The organism is Deinococcus misasensis DSM 22328 (assembly GCF_000745915.1).
GTDB classification, from domain to species: domain Bacteria; phylum Deinococcota; class Deinococci; order Deinococcales; family Deinococcaceae; genus Deinococcus_C; species Deinococcus_C misasensis.
The window spans coordinates 83,181-105,077 of record NZ_KN050781.1; the positions used below are offsets into that span (position 1 = coordinate 83,181).

Genomic DNA, 21,897 nt, shown 5'->3' on the forward strand with positions numbered 1-21,897 from the left:
AGAGCCGAGAGCCGAGAGCCGAGAGCCGAGAGCATCGTGTCCAACACAGCAGAAAACGTCAAGGCACATGTCTGTAGGGGCACAGCGTGCTGCGCCCTGTATGCTTTCGCCAAAGCATTTTTAGCCCTCGGCTCTGGGCCCTCGGCATTCTTCTTTGCCCTCGGCAGGGCGCACCCCTAAATCCCCGTCTGCACACCCACCACCGCACATCCCACAAACAAGAGACCAAACGCCATCTGGCCCCATCCCACCACTTTGGCAGGCACAGGTGGCCTCTGGAAGGCATACACCTGATACCCGAGCAGCAAGGTCATCGCAACCACTGCGGTCATCGGGGTGATTTGCCAGCTTCCCAGCAAGGCCAATGCGAACCACCCGAGGAGGCCCACCAGCACACTGGTCTGAGGCTTGGCTTCCTGTTTTCTGGCCCTGAGGACCTGTGTGCGGGCAAAGTAAATGGAGGTCACCGAGCGCACGGCCAGCACCATCCAGAGGGCGTAAGCCACTTCTGCGCTCTCACCTCCTGCCAGAGCAATGGCTGTGGCAACAGAGCCCATGGCCACGGCTCCGCACAGCTCTGGGAGCAGGTTGCGGCCTTTGTTCTGGGCATCAAAGAACAGTTGCACGGCCATCAGGGGGACCACCGAGAACAGAGGCAGCCAGAAATTCTGGTCTGCCTGCGAAACGGCCAGCCAGAAACCCACTGCTCCAAGGGTCACGTACAGGGCAGCAAACATCAAGGCGTAGCGGGTCCTCGGGAACATTTTTTTGCGCCGGAGGTCAGAGAGCAAAAGTTTGATGGGGTGTCTTCCCATGAAGCCCATCAGGGCCAGCAAACCCAGACCCCAGCCTGCTGCATCGTGGGCCACCAGCAATCCAAGGAGCACCGGTTCCATGGTGAAACCCCAGCCTCCGTGTTCGGTGGGCACAGCGACGCTTTTGATCAGGTTTTTGTTGGGGGTCAGGGCAGCTTGCATGGTTTCAGGGTAGGGATTTCAGGGTGGGCTTTTGTCCTGAGAATATGCTTGGTAAAAGTACATTAAGATTTCAGTAAGCATTTTGACTTATCGAGCACATTTGTGGTCTGAAAAGCCCCATCCTACACTGTTCGCATGCACATTCGATCTGCAAAACCCGAAGACGCCAAAACCATCATTGAATTGCAAGAACAACATTATCTGCACCAGTGGAGCTGGAATCCAGAGGATCTGACCCACCAGATTCAGCGAAACCCGGACACATGCCGTCTGGTCGCCGAGCAGAAAGGGCAAGTGATCGGCTACGCTTACGCCGTTCCAGCAGAAACCTCTGGTGTGCTCCATGTGCGATTTTACGCCCATCCAGAGCATCCAGAAGCCCGTTTCGCTTTGCTGCAGGCCGTGCGCCGCACCCATCCCGGCAAACTGGCTCTGGAAAGCACCCTCAGGGAAGATTACACCGCTGCACGCCAGTTTTTAGAGGATGCTGGATTTCAGAACACCTTCCAGAGTTATGGGGCCCATCTGGATTTGCAGGCATTTGATTTTTCCCCTTTTCAGGGTCTGGAAGAAAGGCTGTTCATTGAGGGTTTTGAAGTCCAGCGAGGCCACCCTCAACCTTCGGATGCCCTCTTTCAGCTTTACATGGAAGGATTTGAAGATGTGCCTCAGGTGCCAGCCACACGCTGGACCCTCCAGACCCGTGAAGCCTTTGAGCAGGATTACTGGCAGGACCGCTTCGAGTGGTTCAGCGTGTGGTACAGAGGGCAGATCGTGGCCCTGACCCTGCTGGAAAAAGACCAGACCACCGTCCAGAGTGAGATCACCCTGACCGCCCGCAAATTTCGACACCGTGGGCTGTCCACGTTGGTCAAAGCCCATGCTTTTCAATGGGCCAAAACAGCAGGTTTTGTGCAGGCCAGCACAGGAGGTGCAGTGGTCAATCTGGGCATGCTCAAAGTGAACCGCAGGCTGGGTTATGCCATTGAACCCATGTGGTTGACCTACACCCGACAATTTTGAGTGATTTGAGCATATTACACAACATACTCACAATTTCAGCACCCCTTGACCTTACATTCCCATTACAGTAGGAACACCATGAACATGGGTTTAACCCCTCTCAAACTGCCTGCCAGACTGCATGATTTTGTGACTTTCGTTTATCTTGAGGCCCTCTGCTGCATTTTTCCAGCGGTGATCATGCTGTCTCTGGCCCTCAGCAAATACATCGACCTGCCCATCCCAAGGTACGACTTCATGCTGATCGTGTGCCTGATCATGCAAGCGGTGATGGTGCTCAGCAAACTGGAAACCCTTGATGAACTGAAAGTGATCTGCCTGTTTCACGTGTTCGGACTGGCCCTTGAACTCTGGAAAGTGCACCACGGCTCATGGGCCTATCCAGAGTTCGCCTACAGCAAGATCTGGGATGTCCCGATTTACTCGGGTTTCATGTACGCCAGTGTGGCCAGTTACATCTGTCAAGCGTGGCGCAGGTTTGGTCTGCGTTTCAGTGAATATCCGCACTGGACTGCCAACCTGTTTGCAATCCTGCTGTACCTGAATTTCTTCACCAACCATTACATCGAAGACCAGAGGTGGGGTCTGGCGGTGGCTCTGGTGGTGATGATGTGGAACACCCGGGTCCACTTCAACATCAACCAGAGGGATTACCAGATGCCCCTCACCCTGTCTTTCTTGCTGATTGGCCTGTTCATCTGGCTCGCAGAAAACATCAGCACCTTTTATGGTGCATGGCAGTACCCCAACCAGACCGAAATCTGGCAACGGGTGCACTACAGCAAAATCAGCAGCTGGTCCTTGCTGGTGATCCTGAGTTTTGTCTTGATCGCCAAACTGAAAGGCATCAAAAGCCTGTCCAGAGCCAGCATTCAAAAGGCAAGCTAACGCCGTCCATACTTTTGCTCTTGAGGTGCACTCTGGGCCAGTCTGGCAAGGTAACCGGCCAGTTCCAGCAACTCGATGTCGCTTTCATCTCCAAAAAAAGGCTTGACCCGAATGATTTTGCCCGGAGTGCCCCTGAATTTCTCTGGTGAATCATCAATCAGATACACACGGTCCTGTGCATACCCGATCTCCTGCTCAATCCGCGAAAGGTGCTTGGCCCAGAGTTCTTCTTTGAGCACCTCATCAAATTCGCGGATGCAGTGCTCTCTGGCCCACACAAATTTCAGACGATCTGCATAGGGTTTGCGGAAAACCCCTTTCACCACCACCTGCGCATAGTCCCACGCAGATGAGGTCCAAACCGCCACATCGAAGTGGTCGAAACACACTTTGAGGAGGTCCAAAGCATGGGGTCGGATTTTCACGTGCAGACCGTCAATCACAAAGTCAGGATGAGGCACACGGGAGCGGCTTACCGTCGAGTGGATCAGGGTTTCGTCCAGATCCAGAATGATCAGGGGCCGGAGGGTCATGGTCGCTCCTTTGGATCCTGTCAGGGCAAACAGGTCAAATCTGGGGTGGTGGCTCTACGAGACTGTACCAGTGCCTTTTCTCTACTTTACGCACATTTTGGACGTTTGTGATTTTCTCAAGATAACAGGCCAGCCTGATCAATTCCTGATCGTGTGGATCGCCATAAAAAGGAGACACCCGAATCAGGTTTCCGTAAGCGGTACGGAATTTCTCTGGAGAATCATCAATCACAAGAACCCGTTCCAGCCCATACCCCAACCTTTTGACTTTGTAGAGCCGTTTGGCCCAGACAAAGTCCTGAACTTCTGCGTCCCAGCAGTAGGTGCAGCGTTCTCTGGCCCAGAGAAACTTCAATTTGGCTGGCTCTGGAAACAGGTGCTCCACCGCAAGCGCAGCATAATCTGCGCTGGAAGAGCTCCAGACCGCCACATCGAAATGCTCAAAAGCCACCTCCAAAAACCGTTGCAGGTGAGGTCGGACCTTCACCTGGTAATCCCACATGTTGAAATCAGGTTCTCCCTGCAAGCCCTGCGAAGCATGCATCAGGGTCTCATCGAGGTCCAGAATCAGCAACATGGGCTCAGCGGCCTTCACAAAGGCACTGCCAACCCTTCCACAGCGATCATGTCAAACTGGGCAATGCCTTCTCGGGCAGCTTTGGCTTGCTGGTAAGCTTCAGAGGCATACCAGCCCCGAACCTGTTCCAGAGAATCAAATTCCAGCACCACCAGACGCTCTGGATGGTAATCTCCTTCCAGAACAGCCAGAGGTCCCCCTCGCACAAGATAACGGCCACCGTACAGATGCACCGACTGCTGGGCAAGGTCCCGATACTGCTGGATTTTGACCGGATCAGAGACCTGGGTGTTCACAATCACGTAAGCAGGCATGATCCATTTCGGCATGTCGGCATGCAGAAAGTCAAGGGGCCTGCACACCGACACCAAAAAACCCTCTGGCAAAGCATCCAGAGGGTTGATTCTGTTGTTGCCTTTTTGAACGGATCTGAAAATCAGAATTTGCAAAATCCTGATTTCAAGAAGCCTTTTTACAACATTTCCGCAATTTTGCGGCTGACATCGCGGGCTTCAAGGTGAATCAGACCCACACTGGACCAAGTGGGTGCAATCACAGCCAGCACACCTTTGGTTCCAGCGGCGTAAATCAAAATCTGGGCATTGCTGCCTGTGACGCTGGTCTCAGCCAGTTGACCTGCACTGAGGGTTTCCCCAATGCGCTTACCCAACCCGAGGGCTGTGGCAGCCATGGCTGCAATGCGCACGGGATCCGTGTTTCCGCCCATTGAGTATGCAATGGGCAACCCGTCCGTAGAGGCCACCAATGCACCTTGCAACTCGGGAATCGCTGTGCGTAAACGATCAATCGCTTCTTGAAGCTGTTCCTGCTTGCTCATGCGTTTTTGGGCCTCCGGGGACGTTGAATACAGATTTGAGGTTAGGGTTGAACAACGGGGTTGCCGTTGCGGGCTTCATTGGCCAGCTCGATGATGGAAGTGATCACGTCCATGCAAGTGTCGCCGTCGGTGGCATTGACCCCGAACACACGGTCGTAGGGGAGCTGGAAGTAATCTGCCACATCGTCTGGACGCCAGACTTTGGGCAAATCCTGGTGGGTCACACCAATCACAAAAGGCACAGGGATTCGGGAGGTGATGAACTCCAGAATGGCACGGGCACGACCCAAATCACCGGGACGGGTGCCAGAGACCAGCATGATCAGACCCAGTGCACCTTCACACACCACTTCCCACATGAAGTCGAAGCGGTCCTGACCGGGGGTACCGAACAGGTAGATCGGGTTGTCGTCTACGGTCATGGTCCCGAAGTCCAGAGCGATGGTGGTTTTGGCCTTGCCGATGTCCTCGGTGGCGTCTGCATCGGTGTCCACCACTTCTGTTTCGGAAAGGCTCCGAATGAAGGTGGTTTTTCCGGCGCCGACTGGGCCTGAAACGACAATCTTGAGGGGCTTGATCATTGAGATGTCCTCGCCTTGAACAGACGGCTGAAGAGGTTGCGGAAGGCTCCGAAGATGCCACCTTTGCCGCCTTTAGCCACAACTTGCTGGACCACTTGCTGACTTTGCACGTACTGGGTTTCGGATTCGAAAGCACGCACAGGGGCAATGGCTCCGTGGGAACGAAGCTGGTACAGGTACAATTGGGCCACTTCCATGGAAATGGGGAGGTCCAGTTTCTGAATCAATTCACGTGCACTGACCCCATTGGGCTGGGACAGCAGGTGCAGGGCGCTCTGGAAGAACAACTCAAGGCCTTCATGTGCCCAGAACTCTGTGGGTTTGAGCAGAATGAAGCGGGTGTCAGGGTGAGCGAAGCGTTCACGGTCCCTTTCCACCTGTTCTTTGATGTCTTCAGAGGCCATGGAACGGCCCAGACGCTCGATGGGCAGCAGGAAGTTGTTCACCAGTTCAGTGGGTTCTGTTTTGGCGAATTCGAAAGTGCAGCTGCCACGACGGGAGAGGGCTTTGAGGTAGTCACGGATCTGTGACACGTCCTTAACGGGCTCCTTGCCAATGAAGAAGGCACAAAGCATGCCCTGCATGAAGTGCAGTTCGTAGCTCTGCTTGGAGTCGTTATCGGCGATGAAGAGTTTGCCGGACCTTCTGGAGATGGTGGCCAAGACTTCGGTGAGTGGGATGTCTGCAAAACTTCCTGTTACTGCCATAGTATTCCTCGCGACAAGAGGGACTTAGACCGCTTACTTTGCGCAGCAAACGTGATCTCTTACGTGCTGTGCTCTGGAGACTGTGTATTAAAAAACTATCACAGGCGTCTTAACAAAATCAAACGTCTGCGTTGTAGAGCACGGTCTCATTCTATGATCCTGAAGATCACAAGAATATCACAGCCTCGTCTCCCTCCAGTTTCGCGTTCACCCCTTTCAATGCCCATTTGGCAAGGGTGGCCCTTTGCCGTGGCTCTTGTTCTAAAGGTACTCTGAAGTCAATTGTAACGCAACATTCAGCCCGGCTTCAGGTGACAATTGACCTTCTCCGCTGAAGTTCAGAAAAGCAAGAGGCTTCTCCAGAACATCAAAAAAGGCCCTTTCATCTGCACCTTAATCAAAGGTGTACGTCTGCCTTACACTGCTGTCTAACATTACAATTGTCCGGCCACTGTCGGATAAAACACAAAATGCACCGGCCAGAGACCAGTGCATTTCGAAGGTTTCACAGTAAAAATTTGAAAATCAGAAAGCCTGTTCCAGAGCAGCAAGGGCAGCATCGGCATCCTTGATGCCAGCCTGAGCCATGTCAGGACGGCCACCACCACGGCCACCAGCAGCCTGTGCCAGCACCCCGATGATTTTGCCTGCGTTGGCTCCTCTGGTTACAGCATCTTTGCTGGCCTTGACCACCAGACCAGCATCCGAAGCCACCACCACCACATCGGCCTGAGAGGCTTCCATCAGGGAATCGGCAGCACCACGCAAAGCACCGGACTCCAAGCCCACCACTTTCAGGCTGGCCACTTTGAAACCGCCCAGTTCCTGCACGTTCTGGCCTGCTCCTCCAGAGACCTGTGCACGGGCCAGATCCCTTTTCAGGTTGTCGATGGTGTGGTTCAGGTCTTTGATCTGGGCTTGCACCTGCTGGACGCGCTCTGGCAGAGCAGAGGTTCCGGTGTTCAGCAAGCCAGCAGCACGGGACAGCACATCAAATTGCTGACGGATGTACTGGTTGGCGACTTCACCACAAAGGGCTTCAATGCGGCGCACACCAGCAGCAAGATTTTCATCTGAGACGATCACAAAAGTGCCAATTTCGCCGGTGCGTCCAACGTGGGTGCCACCGCAGAGCTCTTTGCTGGACACCGTTTCGTTGGTGATGTCACGAACGACTCCGCCTTCCACGCTGACCACGCGCACCACATCGCCGTACTTCTCGCCGAAGAGGGCCATGGCTCCGGTGGCACGGGCCTCTTCAATGCCCATGTAGGCGTAATTCACAGCAAAGTCCGACTGGATCCAGCGGTTGACCAGCACTTCGATTTCGCGGATCTGGTCGCTGTTCAGGGCTTCGTTGTGCGTGTAGTCGAAACGCAGGCGCTCGGGGGTCACAAGGCTTCCGGCCTGACGCACGGTGCTTCCCAGAACGGTCCGCATGGCGGCTTGCAGCAGGTGGGTGGCAGTGTGATGGCGCTCGGTGGCCTTGCGTTTGGGACCGACCACAGCACGCACCTCTGCCCCATCCTCCAGAGACCCTTCTTTGACCTCTAAAGTGTGCAGGAAGATGCCCTGAGGGGTTTTCTGGGTGGTGGTGACCATGCCCCAGCCTCCGGTCCATTCCAGCATGCCGCTGTCCCCAATTTGACCGCCCCCCTCTGCATAGAAAGGGGTGGTGCTCAGGATCACCTGAGCGGTCTGTCCCACCGTGATGATTTTCTGGGCCTGATGCTCCACAATCACAGCCAGCACACGGGCATGGCATTCGGTGGCATCGTAACCCACGAATTCGGTGGCTCCATGCTCACGGGCCACATCGTCAAGGACCTCAGCGACCACACCGAACAGTTCCTGCTTGCCCAGTTTTCCGGCTTCACGGGCGCGGTCCTGTTGTTCTTTGTAAGCGGCTTTGAAGCCCTCCTGATCCACAGCCAGACCCCGCTCTTCAGCAATTTCAATGGTCAGGTCGAGGGGGAAACCATAAGTGTCATAGAGGGTGAACGCATCTTGACCATTGAGCACAGCACCTTCAGCGAGGTCAGAAAGCAAACCGTCCAGTCGCTTGATGCCATCTGCAAGGGTCTTCAAGAAGCTGACCTCTTCGGTCTTCATGACGCTCTGGATGCGGGATTCTTCCTGCTTGAGTTCAGGGTAGGCATCGCCCATGGCCTGCACCACCAGAGGCACCAGGGTGTACAGCACAGGCTCGCGGAAGCCCAACAGGTAAGCATGGCGGATGGCACGGCGCAGCACTTTGCGCACCACGTAGCCCCGTCCGGTGTTGCTCGGGAGGGTTCCGTCTGCCAGCACCATGGTGACGCTGCGCAGGTGCTCGGAAATCACACGGTGGGAAACGGACTTCTCGCCTTCGTAAACCTTGCCCGAGAGTTCCGTGACCTTGTCGATGATCGGGCGGAAGGTGTCGGTGCTGTAGAAATCAAAGACATCTTGCAGGATGCTGGCCATGCGCTCCAGACCCATGCCAGTGTCGATGTTTTTGAACGGCAGGGGATCCAAAACGCCGCCATCCTGACGGTCAAACTCGGGGAACACGAGGTTCCAGATTTCCAGAAAGCGGGCGCTTTCACGGGTGGTGGCGTAATCTTCCCAGCTGTCCTCGCCGAACTCTGGGCCACGGTCGTAATAGATTTCCGAGCAGGGACCGCAAGGACCGTTGGGGCCTTTGGCGGGTGCATCGGCAGGCCAGAAGTTCTCGTCGGCATCGAAACGGTGGATGTGGCTCGGGTCCACGCCCAGAGCGGTCCAGTACTGGAAAGCTTCGTCATCGTCTTTGTAGATGGTGATGTAGAGCTTGGTTTTGTCCAGTGCAAACCACTGTTCGCTGGTCAGCAGTTCCCAGGCCCACTCGATGGCTTCTTTCTTGAAGTAATCCCCAAAGCTGAAGTTCCCGAGCATCTCAAAGAGGCTCAGGTGGCGACGGGTGCGGCCCACATTCTCGATGTCGCCCAGACGCACGCACTTTTGAGCGGTGGTGATTCTGCGGTGCTCTCCCTCCACGCCGGGGAAGGTCGCGGCCCCTCCAAGGAATTGGGGTTTGAAAGGCTGCATTCCAGCGACAGTGAACAGGGTGGTGGGATCAGGGGCCACCGTGGAATGTGAAGGCAGGCGCAAGTGGCCTTTGCTCTCAAAAAACGAGAGGTATCTCTGGCGGATTTCGTTCGTGCTCAGCTTGGTGGTCATCCCTAGGATTATACAAAGGGAGGTGTGAGAGGCCAACCTGAGGGTTGAAGGCGCAGAAGGCAGAAGTGAGAGCCGAGGGCTGAGGGCCGAGAGCCGAGGGCAAAAAGCCAGAGCACCCTTGAATCTGCTTTTCTTTTGCCAGAATGGGCAAAAGTTTGCAAACTGGAAACGCTGCCAGAGTGGGGCTTTCGATTTGAGGTTTTGGATGCCTTTGTTTAACCTGAAGGCACCCGGAAAACCTGTTTTTCTTCGATGCATTCCGGGGCCATCCAACCACATTCCAAGAGGCTTTCAGGCAAAACCAGAGATCCCGTCCCCCTTTCACACATCCGGTGGGTCGGGTGCTCTGGTTTCAGGCTTGTTTGTCAGGCTTGTTTGAGGGTTGGGCATGCACCAGCAAGAGCAACGGAACCATCACCTGCAAGGCCAGCAACAGAATCGCTGCAACCATGTCCAGAGGTTGCCCAAATGCCTCCACATGGCCGATGTGGTAAATCAGGTGGGGCACCCCGAAGCACAACAGCACCACCGCAGTCACGCGCACACCCACCTCTTGAGGGCGAAACAGGCAAAAGAGCACCAGCACCGCCAGACCCAGTTGCAGCCCTCCAAAGTCCCGAAGCAGGTGTTCGTTGTAGGGACCATCCGAGGCGACCCATGCATGACCGGGCAACGGGAAGTTCTGATAAAACCCCTGTGGATGGAACAAGGCCCACACGCCAGGAATCAGAAAGTTGAGGGCCAGATACCAGAGGCTGATTTTCTCATTGAGGGAACGCTGCATGGTCAACCTCTGGCTTTCTGGTAAGCGTTGCTGGAGGTCTGCTGTCCAGAGAGCCACTGTCCCCATGTCTCCCCTTTGCGGGTGACTTCTTTGACTGCGAGCTCCCTGAAGGTTTGCATGAAAGGAAGAGGCAAAGGAAAAGTGTAGATGCGCTTGTTGATGCCTTTCCTGAGCATCCAGCTTTGCACGAGACTGTCCAGAGAGAGCACCTCTGGTCCGGCCAGATCTTTCAGCTGTCCAGCAGGAGGTTGCAAGGCCAGTTGGGCCAGTTCCTGAGCCACTGTTTCCACCTGTACAGGCTGAAAACGCAGGTCACGGGGCAACAGGACCACTGGAAGGCGCACCAGCATTTCGATCAGGAAGCCCAGAAAATCATGGAACTGGGCAGCCCTCAAGATGGTGCAGGGAATCCCACTGGCCTGCACCATCTTTTCCTCTTGCAGCTTGGCACGGTAATAGGGGTAAAGGGACAGCCGATCAATCCCGAGAATGCTGATCAGGACCACATGCTTCACGTTTGCTTGCTGCATGGCTGCCAGAAGATTCTGGGTGCCCAGCATGTGCTTTTGAGGTTGCTCTGGGTTGTGGGCACAGTGGACCACCACATCCACCCCCTCCAGAGCTTCTTTGAGGCCATGACCTGTGGTCAAATCCCCTTTGAAGAACACCGCTGTTGGGCTGGAAGATGCTTCCTGACGGCTGAGCACCCGTGGAGTGATCCCTCTGGCTTGCAGGACTTTCACCACCTGCCTGCCCAGGACTCCGGTTCCACCTGTGACAAGAATTCGGGTCATGGTTTGCTCCTTTCAGGGAGGTACTGGTTCAGCAGGAACTGAACCACATGTTGTTTGCGTTTTGCACGGACGTCTTCTTCCTCCATGTGGATGCCCAGAGGTTTGAGGAACGTCTGGGCGTGTGCCACTGGAAACCAGCACAGGGCCGTCAGGTCAATGATGAATTGCTCGGGTTCTCCGTGAAAATCGGTCTGGGCTTTCAGGAGGGTGAGGGCTTCACGGAACACCTCCAATTGGCTGGGGAGGGTGCTGAGGTGTGCCCCGCCATTCAGGGTCTCCCATTCGGTGAGGCGCACAAAACGGGGATGCTGGATTTGAAAATCAAAGAACTGTTCGATGGCAAATTGCAACAAAAAGCGGGGCTGAACCTCAGAACTCTGGACCATGGTTTGCAGTTGGTGCACCAGAGCCAGTGAATCTTCAAAAGCACGGTCCAGCACAGCACGATACAGCCCTTCTTTGGAGCCGAAGAAATAACCGGGGGTTCCACGGGCCACCCCAGCCAGATCGCAAATGTCTTGCAGGCTGGTTTTCTCAAAACCCCGCTCTGAGAAAAGGACTTCTGCTGCTTCCAGAATCAGATGTTTGCTCTTTTCGGCAGCAAGCACTTTTTTGTTGGTCTGGGTCATGTGGATCTCCTGAACCCAACATAGCATAATCTTCGCTGAACGTACAGCATTTAAATATTCTGCTGGTAAGAGATTTGTGTCAAAAACCCGCTATGATGAGACAAATGGGTTTCCTGAGGAAATTTTTAAACTTGCCGGACGATGGCTCTGTTCCCACAGGACAGACCACGCTCCCCTCGGGCAACAGCATCATTCTGCTGTTCAAGATGCTGCCGGACCTGAACCGGGGCATCATCAGCCTCCGGCAACTTTTGCAAGATCCCAACATTCATTTTCAGCGCCTGGAAAGTCAGGAAGCTGGAATTTTTCAGATGATTGGCCACGAAGTGCAGGTCACGGGCATCGACCACACCCTCTCCAGAGAGGTGCAAAACCGCACCATCGGGGCCAGCAACCTGCCCAAAAGCATCAAAGACCAGTTGCAAAACCACCGTGCTCACCTGATTTGCACCTACACCGGTGAAAACGACAGCCCTTTGCAACAGATGCTGACCCTGTATCAGGTGGCCGCGGCTTTTGGTCCTCTGGATTTGCTGGGCGTGCTCGATGAGGTGGCCCACGTGGCCCATCCCACACGCATTGTCAAAGAGGTGGCTCTGGGCGTGGACCGTCACCTCCTGAAAAAAGAAATTCCCACCGCTTTCTGGACCAGCCTGATGAAAGTTCAGCGTCCAGATGGACTGGTCTGGTATGCCACCCGTGGCTTCGAGCGTTTCAAGTGCCCCAACTTTGCTGTTCTGGCACAAGACGGACAGGCTCAGGATGTGCTGGAGGTGTTCACCCTCCTGCTCAAAGCGGTGGTCTTCGAAAAAGCCGTGTTTCAGGTGGGGGAATCCACCCATCTGGAGGGCACCGACGTGCTGTTCCGCGAACTGTATGAATACGAAGAAGAACTGCAAGGTCCCGGATCTGTGTTGGTGGTCGAAATCGAAGACGCCTCCTGACCTTTTGATTTTCTCAGCCTGAATTCGGCTTGCAACGAGCGTTTTCAGGCTTTTTTTGCAAATGAACGGTGTTTTTGTACGCACCTCTGGTTTTCAATATGTTTTTTAAACTGTTAGATTGTGCCGTGACCTCTTCCCCACCTCCCCAAAATTCCAGACCCAATTCCAAAATGGAAATCATTTTGATGGTTGGCCTCTTGCAAGCCATCAGTGCTTTCACCATCGACATCATGCTGCCCGCCCTGAGCACCATGAGTCAGGATTTCGGAGTGACCGAAACCCGAGCCCAATTGATTGTGGGCATTTACTTTTTTGGCTTTGCAGCAGGTCAACTGATTCACGGCCCCCTCAGCGACCAGTACGGCAGGAAACCCGTTTTGATGGGTGCTCTGGGCCTGTACCTGCTGACCACCATTGGCATCCTGTTCACACAGGATTTCACTGTCTTGCTGGCTCTGCGTGCATTGCAAGGCTTGCTGGGCGCAGGAATGCGGATTGTTCCCACTGCACTGATCCGCGACCAGTACTCTGGTGCCGAAATGGCCCGCATCATGTCCTTTGCCATGATGGTTTTCCTGATTGCCCCTGTGATCGCCCCGAGCATCGGAACGGTGTTCCTGCAATGGGGATGGCACGCCATTTTCGTGTTCATTGCTGCACTGACGGGCATCCTGATGGTCTGGGCTGGCCTCAGGCTGCGCGAAACCCTGCCCGCGGAACGACGCAAAGTCCAGAGCTTTGCCAACCTCCAGAAGGCCACGGTGCAAGTGCTGAAAACCCCCCAGAGCGTGGCCTACACCCTGATGCTGACCTTCATTTTCGGCATCCTGTACACCTACCTGATGAGTGCACCCCAGCTCTACAAAGACTTTCTGAACCTCAACAACACCCAGTTTGCACTGGCTTTTGGGGCCACAGGGATCGCCCAAACGGTGGGGGCCTTCCTGAATGGTGCTCTGGTGATGCGTCTGGGCTTGCACAAACTCATCCGTTATGCAGTGTGGGTCATCTGTGGACTCAGTCTGCTGATGGTGCCCCACGCCCTTCTGGACCAGCACGTGATTGGGGTGTGGCTCCACCTCAGTCTGGTGCTGCTGTTCATGAGCATCACTTTTCCAAATGCCAACAGCGCTGCACTGGAACCTCTGGGCAACATTGCAGGCTTTGCCAGCAGCATCATCGGCTTCATCAGCAGTGCAGGGGCAGGGCTGCTGGGCTCCCTGATTGGCCAGTGGGCAGCAGGAGATTTCCTGCGGATCGGGGTGGGATGGACGGTTCTGGCCCTGATCAGCACCGGAATCCTGAGCTGGCTCTGGATGAACCACCGTCCAGAGGCCAGAGTTCAGCGGGCTTGAAGAAGGCCGAGAGCCGAGAGCCGAGAGCCGAGAGCCGAGAGCCGAGAGCCGAGAGCCGAGAGCCGAGAGCCGAGAGCATCGTGCTACACGCACAATAAATGTTCAAGGAGATGTGTAGGGGCGCAGCGGACAAGGAGACCAGCATGTGGTCTCCTGTTTTGTACAAGACAGCGTGCTGTGCCCTTCATTGCTACAGCCAAAGCTTTTTTTGCCCTTGGCCCTCGGCAGATCCACAGAAGCTTCTCAAACATGCACCCAGAACAGAGGCTGGATGGAAAGATCGGTCTCCGATTCCTGCCAGAGCAGCCATGCAGCATAAGAACGGAAGGGATGCCACTTCTCAGAAACCTCTGGAAGGGCATCCTGACCAAGGACTTTGTAAAAACCGCGCCTGAGGGCCACATCTCCCCATGGGAACACATCCTCATGCCCGAGGCAGAACATCAAGAACATGTCGGTGGACCAGTTCCCGATGCCCCACATTTCCAGCAAAACCTCGCGCACTTTGTGGTCTGGTTCGTGCCGCAAGAGGTCCAGATCCAGACCTGCCAAAACCCTTGAAGACAGGCCTTTGAGGGTTTTGATTTTGTTGCGGGTCAGGCCCAGTTTGCCGAGGGTGTCCTCTGGTGCATCCAACAGCTTTTCAGGGGTGAAACCACTTAGATGGTTCAGCACACGGTTCTCCACAGCCACAGCAGAACGCACACTCACCTGCTGCCCGATCACAATGCTGCAAAGGCCCGAGAAAGCGTCAAACGGTCCTTTGAAGGAGGCCGGAAAGGTGTATTTTTCCAGCAAAGGTGCAAGGTGCGGATCGTGGAGGAGGTGGGCTCTGGCAGCAGTGAGGGACATACTGGCCATCATCCCTGAGCCTGGACGCAGAGAAAATAAAGGGGATTACCAAAATTTGAGAAACAAAAAAAGACCCGCTGTTTCCAGCGGATCTCTCTTTTTGGTGGAGCTGAGGGGATTCGAACCCCTGACCTTCTGAATGCCATTCAGACGCGCTCCCAACTGCGCCACAGCCCCGAAAGCGAGAGTAAGAATATCAGTCCTCTGGCTTTTTGTCAACACCCGGATTCCAGAGAAAATCACGCACCGTTTGAACGGCTTGCAACACAGTGTTTTGATGGGCCTCCTCCATGTGGTGTCCATACAGCTCGAAGCTGCGAAGGTACAGTTTCAATCCAGCCACACCCCGATCAAAAGGGTCCATTCCAGTCACCCCCACGGTAACATCAAAGTGATGTCGCCACTCTGGGTCAGGATGGGCATCCCGAATGCTGCTGAAATACCGGTTTTCGGTCTCGATCAGGACGCCCGAAGCCAGAGCGCCCATTTCGGCCAGAGACCATTTGAGTCCTTCGAGGGCAAAGAAGCATTTCTCGGGGTTGTGGGTGATGAGACCACCCATGATCTTGTGGCACTCCTCAATCAGGTTGTAAAAGCGGCTTCCCATGCTGCTGAAACATTGCTCTTGCAAGGTGGACCAGTCAAAAACAAAAGCCCTTTCCTGCAATGCAGCAAAACGCCCCTCTGGATCATGCAAGATGCGGGATTGCCGGATGCCTGCAATGTTCCACAGTGCCGTTTGTGGGTCCCTGAAAGCCTGTTCTTTGTGGTCCCAGCGCACGAAACTGATGGTCACCAGACGGTCTGCAAGGTAAAAAATCCTCTGGTGGTCCTGGGGTGGGTTTTCAAAAAGGGCGTGAATGTCCAGGTCTGAGTAAGCCACATCTTCCTGGCGGGCCACACTGCCCAGCAAGACCACAGCATCTGCTCCTTCTTGCACCAGTTGATGGGTGAGGGTTGTCAGGATGTCCATGCCCACCATTGTGCAGAAGCCTGCAGAAATGCACATCTGCTGAAAAGCACAGGACTGCAGGCGTTTTCAATCAGAAGAACGGCTGTCGAGCGTCTTGAACAGGGCAACGGCTTGTGGGGCCAGATCTGCAAAAAAAGCACGGTCCACGGCTTCCACCAGAGGGATGCTTTGCTCGATCATGGCATGGCCTTCCGGGGTCACCTGCAAGACTTTGGCACGGGTGTCTCTGGGATGGGGAAGCCGGGTGATCCAGCCTTTTTGCTCCAGGGTCCTGAGCACCTGAGAGGTGGTCATGGGGTCCATCTGGGCGTGGTCCGCAAGCCGGATCTGGGTGATGTGGTCTTCTCGGGTGCAAAGCCAGCCCAGACTGGCCAGCAGCACAAACTGGGCATGGGTCAAATTCAGGGGGTCCAGCACCTGCCGGACCTGCCGTTGCCATCTGCTGGTGACGGTCCAGAGCAAAAACCCCGGGTTGTCCTGTGGGGTGTCAAATTCGGTGGGAAAATCCTCAAGCATGCTGTTTCAGCTTACCGTGATTTGAGGACACACATCAGACCGGCACCGCTTCGGCAAGTGAGGACAGTTTTTTGAGGGCTGGAGGCAGGTGGGCCGCAATACTGGCACCGATGGTGGGGGTGTACCGGTCATAATTCGGTCCGGTCAGGTGAATGGTGTGCGTGATCTTGAGGCCCTCTGGAGTGGGTTCGATGCTGTGCTGGAATTTCAGCACGGCTCCGGGCAAATGCGTTTCATCCGAGAAGCCTTTGAGGGGATCGACGTGCAAAAGGGTGAAGGGAATGGCGGTCATCCCTTTTGGGGTGAGGGTGCCAGAGGTGCCTGCTTCAAATGGTCCTGAAAGGGTGCAGGCATCGAGTTCGCTGTCCCATTTGGGCCATCCTGTCACGTTGGTGTACAGGGACCAGACCTGTTCTGCGCTGGCACGGGTGTGTTCACTGACTTGAATCATCCACATGGTGTCTCCTTTGATATGTTTACATATTATATGTTTGCTTAGTATTTTTCAAGCCCTCCCTCTCCCTGAGTCCACAACGCACATGGCCCACACCTGTCGGGTTAGATTGAAAGCACCATGACCACCACCCACAAACCTTTCGGACTGGCCCTTGGAGGAGGCGGAGCCAGAGGATTCGCGCACATCGGGGTGTTCAACGTGCTGGACCGCCTCGAAGTGAAACCCAAATGCATTGCAGGAACCAGCATGGGAGCCCTGCTGGGATCCTTTTATGCTGCAGGGTATTCTGCCTCAGAGATCCGCAAAATCGCAGCCACCGCTCCCGTGCTGCGTTTGCTGAAAATCGGGATTGGCTCGGGACTGCTGAACAATGTTGCCTTTGAAGCTTTTCTGAAACAGTACCTCCCAGAGCGCTTCGAAGACCTCAAAATTCCCATGACCATCACCAGCACAGACCTGATCAGTGGAAATTCTGTGTATTTCAGGCAGGGGTCTCTGGCGCAGGCGTTGCGCTGCACCGTGGCCTACCCCGGCCTGATCGATCCGCTCTGGATGGGCGATCAATTGCTGGCAGATGGGGGCATCCTGAACGAGGTGCCCGTGGACGCGGTGATGTTCATGGGGGTGCGGCCCATCATCGCTGTAGACGTGACCTTCGTGAATGGCCCCGAGTATGAGGGGGAAACCAGCCCTCCCAAAGGGCATTTTCTGAAAGACAAACGGGTGGGTCTGTTGCCTGCAGCAAGACGCAGCATCATCGTGATGCAATCCCAGATGACCGAAATGCGTCTGGCCCTGTACAAACCCGACCTCCTGATCCGCCCAAGTGTGCTGCCCACCATCGACACCGAAAACTTCTGGAAACTGGATGAAGCCGTCAAACTCGGGGAGGAAGCCACCCTCTTGCAAGAACCCCGCATCCGTGAGCTGCTGGGCCTGTGATGATTTTCATCTGTTTCACAAGTATTCTGTGAGATGTTGTGTTGAACGCCCCTCAGGGCGCTGAATTGAGAAAGGACGTGCATGTCAAACAAACCGAAAAAAAGTTTCATGAGGTCGCTGTGGGACGATGTCATCCGCCCATGGGGTGAAGCGATCCTCTTTGCATGGGTCATCACCACTTTTCTGGTTTCCATGGTGGGTGTGGACGGAAACAGCATGATGCCCAATTTGCGCTGGGGCGAACGGGTGGTCATTCCCAAATACGAAAGCTGGCTGCACCGTTTCGGTGTGGGAGACTTTCAACGTGGAGACATTCTGGTGGTCAAACCCCCTCTGGACTCTCCCGGTTCCCAGATGTCCTTTCTGGGCCTCTGGAACTACCGTCCTTTCTTCATCAAACGTCTGGTTGCCGTGCCCGGAGACAAAGTGCGTGTCTCTGCTGGAGAGGTCTTTGTGAATGGCAAGCAAGTGAATCAGGGCAACATCACTGCGTTCTGGCAGGAACAAGGATGCTGGGACACCCAGACCGAAGAAGCCAACCATGCAGCTGCCCTGCGCAACGCGCAGAACCAGCAAACCACCCTCACCGAAGAAATCACGGTGCCAGAGGGTGAATATTTTGTGATGGGAGACAACCGTTCCCCAGGTGGCAGCGAAGACAGCCGCATCATGGGCACCATCCCCATGAAAGACATCGCTGGGCGGGCGGCATTGATTGTCTGGCCCTTCATTCGCAAGGCCGATGCCAAATTTGACTGCAACGCTCCTGCTGTTTCCAGAGAAGCCGAGAAAAACCGCGTTCAACTCTCTGGCGACTGGCAGTTGAACCTGCGCCTCTTGCAGCGTCCTGACGGCTTCAAAGCCATCGAGTAAGAAATCCATCATTCAAAGCATCAAACACCGGGGCAAGCCCGGTGTTTTTTATTCCTCAGGTTCCTCTGGGTCTTCAGGAACGTCCATGACTTCTTCCAGAGGCACAATGCTGGTGTGCTCGTTCGTGACCTCACAGCCAGAGGTGTGCATGACTTCGGAGACCATGCGCAGGGTGTCTTGCACCCACTGGTGGTCATTGGAAAGGGTCACCACACCGATGGTTTCCCAGTCGTGGGCGTCCAGACCGTCCAGCCTTGCCACCGTGACCGGATAGCGGGCTTTGAGTTTTTCGGTGACCGGTTTGATCAGGGCGCGTTTCTCTTTCAAAGAACGCACCCATGTGGTTTCCAAGGTGCAGGTGTAGGTGCCAATGTACCCGAGCATCAGGCCAGTTTATCGCCCTGTGCGGTCTCGCTTCTGGAGCCAAGGTGACGAACCGCATAAATGCCCTGAGCACGGAAACCCTCTGCGGAAGACACCTGCTCTGGGGTAAAGCAAGCATGCACTTCGTAAATGGCGGTGTCGTAGGCGCTCTTGGAGCAGGCCTTGAGCAAACCTGCCAGAGCGGTTTCAGGAGCGTCTGGGTGCATCATGATCCGGGAAATCCACACGGTGGGTTTGTCTCCATGCCAGACGCTCTGGGCAAAGACAGCACCGTACAGAACGTCATCGGCTTCTGCCACAAAAGAGTGCTCGGTGCGTTGAAAGAAGCGCAACGAAGCAATGGTGGTGCGGATGCGGCCTTCCTTTTCCTTCTCGGGAAGGGCATCAAACGCGGGGTCTTCCTGAAGCAGGACGGTTCGCTCCAGCGTCACAAGGGCATCGTAATCCTGATCGGTAAAAGCACGGTAGCGCATGACTGTAAATTACCATGACTGCGTTGTCTCATTGTCCCAGAGGCAACCGTGCAAAAACACATCAATGGAGGTTTCCAGAAGCTGTTTTTCTTGCAGGATGGGATTCCTGCTCAGGTGCATTTGTGAGCCGTGGATCACACTGCTGAACATCACCGCCAGAATTTGCGGATCTCCAGAGACGGTGCCCCTCTGGATTTCCCGGTCAAAAAGCTCGGTCAGGCGGGCAAGGGTCTGGCGCATGTGCTTTCTGGCATGCATTTCGGCTTCGGCAACCTGTTCGCGTTTGTCACTGGCTCCGGTGATCACGGCCATCAGTGGGTTGAACCCTCCGGTGTACAGGTGGGCCACCTGAATCAGGCGTTCACGCAAAGGCAAAGAGGCATCTGCTGCAAAAATCTCCTGCTCCTGATGGGCTGCCTGTGCCAGCAACGCTTCCAGAATGGCCTGTTTGCTGGCGTAATGCCGGTACACCGCAGGCTTGGTGATGCCTGCCCGTGCAGCAATCTGCTCCAGGGTGGTCACCCGGTAACCCTGTTCGGCAAACAGTTCACGGGCAATGTCCAGCAGAATGTGTTTGGTGTCGGTGTGGCGTGGCATGGTCTCCTCTGGCGATTCTTACTTTACCCGATTGGTGGGCAAAAACGGGAAGGTGGGTCAGGCCAGCATCAGCACAAAGTCTGAAGTTTGGCAGGCCAACAGAGAAAGCGATCAGCGGTCAGCCATCAGCAGTCAGCGAAAAGCACACCCAGAGGCTTTTGCTGTCGAAAAGAACAGAATCAAAAGCAAAAGGCAAAGTCTCTTCAGGTTTTGCCAACTCAAAGGGTCAGCAAGAAAACTTTCCTTCTTGCTGACCGCTGATCGCTCTCTCTGCTTGCATTGCCCGACCAGCAACTTTAAGCCGACCCTGAAACTGCAAACCTTGCAACCATGCCCGGAAACACTTCGCAGTACAATACCTGTCATGACGGTCCGTGATCAGTTGATTGACCTCTCCAAAGCCCTGAGACAGTTTCACAGTGTGCTGCTGGAGCATTCCAAACGCGAATATGAACTCAAGCATGAACCCATTGCCTCGCCGTTTGCCTACTGGCAACTGGTGGTGTCCCATCCGCATTTCAGCTGGCTCAGGCCCCTCTCTGGCCTGATGGGCACCCTCGATGAGGTGATCGACACCAAAGGTCCCCTCACAGAGCAGAACGTGATGGATGTGCACAAGGCGCTGGCGATGCTGTTCAGCCCTCTGGACACCAGTTTTGTGGATTTCCGCAAAGAGTACCAGCGTTTCCGTGACTTCTCGGATGTGAAGTTTGCAGAGGCCCGCTGGCGCGCCCTGATCGAGGGGACACTGAATTGAAAATCATGGTTGGGCTGGGCAATCCCGGATTGGAGTATGCCCAGACGCGTCACAATGTGGGCTTCATGGTGCTGGACCGCCTCGCGGAGAAACTCGGGGTGCGCTTTTCCAAAAAAGGCAACGCCGAAATCGCAGAAGCCAGAGTCGGCACCGAAAAAGTGATCTTGCTGAAACCCCTGACCTACATGAACCTCTCGGGTCAGGCGGTGGTTCCTGTGATGCGCTTTTACAAGTTGCGCCCAGAAGACCTTTTGGTGGTGCAGGATGATCTGGACATGCCTTTTCGCATGATGAAATTCCGGCATGGTGGGAATTCAGGGGGCCAGAGGGGCATCAAACACATCGCACAACTGCTTGGAACCGATGAATTCACCCGCCTGAAAGTGGGCATTGACCGTCCTCCACCCAAGTACGATGTGCCTGCGTGGGTGCTCTCCAAATTCAAACCCGAGGAGCAACCGGACCTTGTGCAGTTGGTGGATCTGGGCGTGCAAGCGGCTACCAGTTGGGCCGAGCATGGTCTGGATGTGGCCCAGCAAAAATTCAATGGCACGGACCTCAGACCCAAACCCCAGAAAAAACCCAAGGAGGTTTTGCCCATCCCCATGAGAGTCAAAATGTGCGGAATGACCCGCGTTGAAGATGCCGTGCTGGCCGAAAAACTGGGCGTGGATGCCATTGGATTGATTTTTGCGTCTTTCAGCAAACGGTACGTGACCCCAGAACAGGCCCGCAAAATCAGCCTCAGTTTGTCGGTGCTCCCTTCCAGGGTGGGGGTTTTTGTGGATGCCCCTCTGGACGAACTGCTGAAAACCGCAGACACAGCCCGCCTGACGGCCATCCAATTGCATGGGAATGAAAGCCCAGAGTACGCCTCCAGAGTGGCTGAATTTTATCCCGTGATCCGGGCCTTCAAGGTCAAAGACGACACACTGGACCTTTCAGAGTGGCAGGATTTCACGGTTTTGCTGGATGGCAGCGAGCCCGGCTCTGGTCAGGCTTTTGATTGGTCTTTGTTGCCCCGCCTGAAACCCCCGAAACGCTGGTGGCTGGCCGGAGGTCTGGGACCCCAGAATGTCAAAGCTGCTCTGGAAGCCGTCAAAGGGCATTTGCCTGTGGGCGTGGATGCCGTCACCCATCTGGAATCTGCACCGGGCATCAAAGACCCTGCGCGAATGCGGGCATTTATGCAAAACGTTCGTTCGTCAGGCTGACAAGGGCCTGAAGCTTCTTTCCATCCAG

The 21,897-nt window shown here is 55.1% G+C and carries 26 protein-coding genes and 1 tRNA gene; 8 read left to right on the plus strand and 19 right to left on the minus strand.

Going from position 1 to position 21,897, the window contains the following annotated elements:
* Positions 1–176 precede the first annotated feature (176 nt).
* Positions 177–977 carry a YwiC-like family protein gene (locus Q371_RS23715; RefSeq protein WP_034345672.1) on the minus strand — a complete coding sequence of 267 codons (801 nt, stop codon included), beginning with the start codon at positions 975–977 and terminating at the stop codon, positions 177–179.
* A gap of 135 nt (positions 978–1,112) precedes the next feature.
* Between Q371_RS23715 and Q371_RS23720 the strand changes: the two genes are divergently transcribed.
* Both Q371_RS23720 and Q371_RS23725 read left to right on the plus strand, forming a co-directional pair.
* Positions 1,113–2,000: a GNAT family N-acetyltransferase gene (locus Q371_RS23720; RefSeq protein ID WP_051965167.1), complete on the plus strand. Its 888-nt coding sequence runs from the start codon at positions 1,113–1,115 to the stop codon at positions 1,998–2,000.
* Positions 2,001–2,084: 84 nt separating this feature from the next.
* The gene (locus tag Q371_RS23725; protein WP_051965206.1) at positions 2,085–2,888 is read left to right on the plus strand and encodes a DUF817 domain-containing protein; all 804 of its coding nucleotides are present in this window, start codon (positions 2,085–2,087) and stop codon (positions 2,886–2,888) included.
* On the opposite strand, the gene Q371_RS23730 is transcribed toward Q371_RS23725, so the two are convergent.
* The 10 genes from Q371_RS23730 to Q371_RS26295 form a co-directional block, all read right to left on the minus strand.
* Positions 2,885–3,421 carry an HAD family hydrolase gene (locus Q371_RS23730; RefSeq protein ID WP_034345675.1) on the minus strand — a complete coding sequence of 179 codons (537 nt, stop codon included), beginning with the start codon at positions 3,419–3,421 and terminating at the stop codon, positions 2,885–2,887. The genes Q371_RS23725 and Q371_RS23730 overlap by 4 nt on opposite strands.
* Before the next feature lie 34 nt (positions 3,422–3,455).
* The gene (locus Q371_RS23735; protein WP_034345678.1) at positions 3,456–3,998 is read right to left on the minus strand and encodes an HAD family hydrolase; all 543 of its coding nucleotides are present in this window, start codon (positions 3,996–3,998) and stop codon (positions 3,456–3,458) included.
* Positions 3,999–4,012: 14 nt separating this feature from the next.
* On the minus strand, positions 4,013–4,447 hold the full coding sequence (locus Q371_RS23740; protein WP_245618443.1) for a DUF1330 domain-containing protein: 435 nt from the start codon (positions 4,445–4,447) through the stop codon (positions 4,013–4,015).
* 23 nt (positions 4,448–4,470) lie between these two features.
* The gene (locus Q371_RS23745; RefSeq protein WP_034345681.1) at positions 4,471–4,836 is read right to left on the minus strand and encodes a roadblock/LC7 domain-containing protein; all 366 of its coding nucleotides are present in this window, start codon (positions 4,834–4,836) and stop codon (positions 4,471–4,473) included.
* Between the two features lie 41 nt (positions 4,837–4,877).
* The gene (locus Q371_RS23750; protein WP_034345684.1) at positions 4,878–5,417 is read right to left on the minus strand and encodes a GTP-binding protein; all 540 of its coding nucleotides are present in this window, start codon (positions 5,415–5,417) and stop codon (positions 4,878–4,880) included.
* On the minus strand, positions 5,414–6,124 hold the full coding sequence (locus tag Q371_RS23755; protein WP_034345686.1) for a DUF4388 domain-containing protein: 711 nt from the start codon (positions 6,122–6,124) through the stop codon (positions 5,414–5,416). Before Q371_RS23755 ends, Q371_RS23750 begins: the two co-directional genes overlap by 4 nt.
* A gap of 525 nt (positions 6,125–6,649) precedes the next feature.
* Entirely contained in the window at positions 6,650–9,325 is a 2,676-nt protein-coding gene (gene alaS, locus Q371_RS23760; RefSeq protein ID WP_157442921.1) for an alanine--tRNA ligase, read from the minus strand.
* A gap of 352 nt (positions 9,326–9,677) precedes the next feature.
* The gene (locus Q371_RS23765) at positions 9,678–10,109 is read right to left on the minus strand and encodes a DUF4345 family protein (protein WP_034345689.1); all 432 of its coding nucleotides are present in this window, start codon (positions 10,107–10,109) and stop codon (positions 9,678–9,680) included.
* A 2-nt stretch (positions 10,110–10,111) separates the two neighbouring features.
* Positions 10,112–10,903 (minus strand): SDR family oxidoreductase, encoded by a 792-nt coding sequence (locus Q371_RS23770; RefSeq protein WP_051965168.1) that lies wholly within the window; start codon positions 10,901–10,903, stop codon positions 10,112–10,114.
* Entirely contained in the window at positions 10,900–11,532 is a 633-nt protein-coding gene (locus tag Q371_RS26295; protein WP_051965169.1) for a TetR/AcrR family transcriptional regulator, read from the minus strand. Before Q371_RS26295 ends, Q371_RS23770 begins: the two co-directional genes overlap by 4 nt.
* 104 nt (positions 11,533–11,636) lie before the next feature.
* Between Q371_RS26295 and Q371_RS23780 the strand changes: the two genes are divergently transcribed.
* Positions 11,637–12,476: a hypothetical protein gene (locus Q371_RS23780; RefSeq protein ID WP_034345692.1), complete on the plus strand. Its 840-nt coding sequence runs from the start codon at positions 11,637–11,639 to the stop codon at positions 12,474–12,476.
* A gap of 170 nt (positions 12,477–12,646) precedes the next feature.
* Positions 12,647–13,831, plus strand: a complete 1,185-nt coding sequence (locus Q371_RS23785) for a multidrug effflux MFS transporter (protein WP_169743921.1) — start codon at positions 12,647–12,649, stop codon at positions 13,829–13,831.
* A gap of 243 nt (positions 13,832–14,074) precedes the next feature.
* Here Q371_RS23785 and Q371_RS23790 read toward each other — a convergent pair whose 3' ends face one another.
* The 5 genes from Q371_RS23790 to Q371_RS23810 form a co-directional block, all read right to left on the minus strand.
* On the minus strand, positions 14,075–14,683 hold the full coding sequence (locus tag Q371_RS23790) for a DNA-3-methyladenine glycosylase family protein (RefSeq protein ID WP_051965171.1): 609 nt from the start codon (positions 14,681–14,683) through the stop codon (positions 14,075–14,077).
* A 101-nt stretch (positions 14,684–14,784) separates the two neighbouring features.
* Positions 14,785–14,860 (minus strand) — tRNA-Ala (locus tag Q371_RS23795).
* Between the two features lie 19 nt (positions 14,861–14,879).
* The gene (locus tag Q371_RS23800) at positions 14,880–15,656 is read right to left on the minus strand and encodes a hypothetical protein (RefSeq protein WP_157442923.1); all 777 of its coding nucleotides are present in this window, start codon (positions 15,654–15,656) and stop codon (positions 14,880–14,882) included.
* A gap of 66 nt (positions 15,657–15,722) precedes the next feature.
* Complete coding sequence (locus tag Q371_RS23805; protein ID WP_034345697.1) at positions 15,723–16,172, minus strand: MarR family winged helix-turn-helix transcriptional regulator; 450 nt, start codon at positions 16,170–16,172, stop codon at positions 15,723–15,725.
* 34 nt (positions 16,173–16,206) lie between these two features.
* Positions 16,207–16,629, minus strand: a complete 423-nt coding sequence (locus Q371_RS23810) for an SRPBCC family protein (protein WP_034345699.1) — start codon at positions 16,627–16,629, stop codon at positions 16,207–16,209.
* A 117-nt stretch (positions 16,630–16,746) separates the two neighbouring features.
* On the opposite strand from Q371_RS23810, the gene Q371_RS23815 reads away from it, so the two are divergent.
* Positions 16,747–17,571: a patatin-like phospholipase family protein gene (locus tag Q371_RS23815; protein WP_034345702.1), complete on the plus strand. Its 825-nt coding sequence runs from the start codon at positions 16,747–16,749 to the stop codon at positions 17,569–17,571.
* 108 nt (positions 17,572–17,679) lie between these two features.
* A complete protein-coding gene (gene lepB / locus Q371_RS23820) occupies positions 17,680–18,444 on the plus strand; it encodes a signal peptidase I (protein WP_245618445.1) in 765 nt (254 codons plus the stop codon).
* A gap of 48 nt (positions 18,445–18,492) precedes the next feature.
* Here the strand turns inward: lepB and Q371_RS23825 are convergent, their stop codons facing one another.
* The 3 genes from Q371_RS23825 to Q371_RS26300 are packed head-to-tail and all read right to left on the minus strand — an operon-like array spanning position 18,493 to position 19,898.
* Positions 18,493–18,831 carry a DUF503 domain-containing protein gene (locus Q371_RS23825; RefSeq protein WP_034345707.1) on the minus strand — a complete coding sequence of 113 codons (339 nt, stop codon included), beginning with the start codon at positions 18,829–18,831 and terminating at the stop codon, positions 18,493–18,495.
* Positions 18,828–19,301: a DUF1999 domain-containing protein gene (locus tag Q371_RS23830; RefSeq protein WP_034345709.1), complete on the minus strand. Its 474-nt coding sequence runs from the start codon at positions 19,299–19,301 to the stop codon at positions 18,828–18,830. The genes Q371_RS23825 and Q371_RS23830 overlap by 4 nt, the downstream gene beginning before the upstream one ends.
* A gap of 9 nt (positions 19,302–19,310) precedes the next feature.
* Positions 19,311–19,898, minus strand: a complete 588-nt coding sequence (locus Q371_RS26300) for a TetR/AcrR family transcriptional regulator (RefSeq protein ID WP_051965174.1) — start codon at positions 19,896–19,898, stop codon at positions 19,311–19,313.
* A gap of 364 nt (positions 19,899–20,262) precedes the next feature.
* On the opposite strand from Q371_RS26300, the gene Q371_RS23840 reads away from it, so the two are divergent.
* Together Q371_RS23840 and pth are read left to right on the plus strand one after the other, a co-directional pair.
* The gene (locus Q371_RS23840) at positions 20,263–20,655 is read left to right on the plus strand and encodes a hypothetical protein (RefSeq protein ID WP_034345960.1); all 393 of its coding nucleotides are present in this window, start codon (positions 20,263–20,265) and stop codon (positions 20,653–20,655) included.
* A 5-nt stretch (positions 20,656–20,660) separates the two neighbouring features.
* Positions 20,661–21,869, plus strand: coding sequence for an aminoacyl-tRNA hydrolase (pth, locus tag Q371_RS28180; RefSeq protein ID WP_342668541.1), 1,209 nt, complete (start codon positions 20,661–20,663; stop codon positions 21,867–21,869).
* The last annotated feature ends 28 nt before the right edge of the window (positions 21,870–21,897 follow it).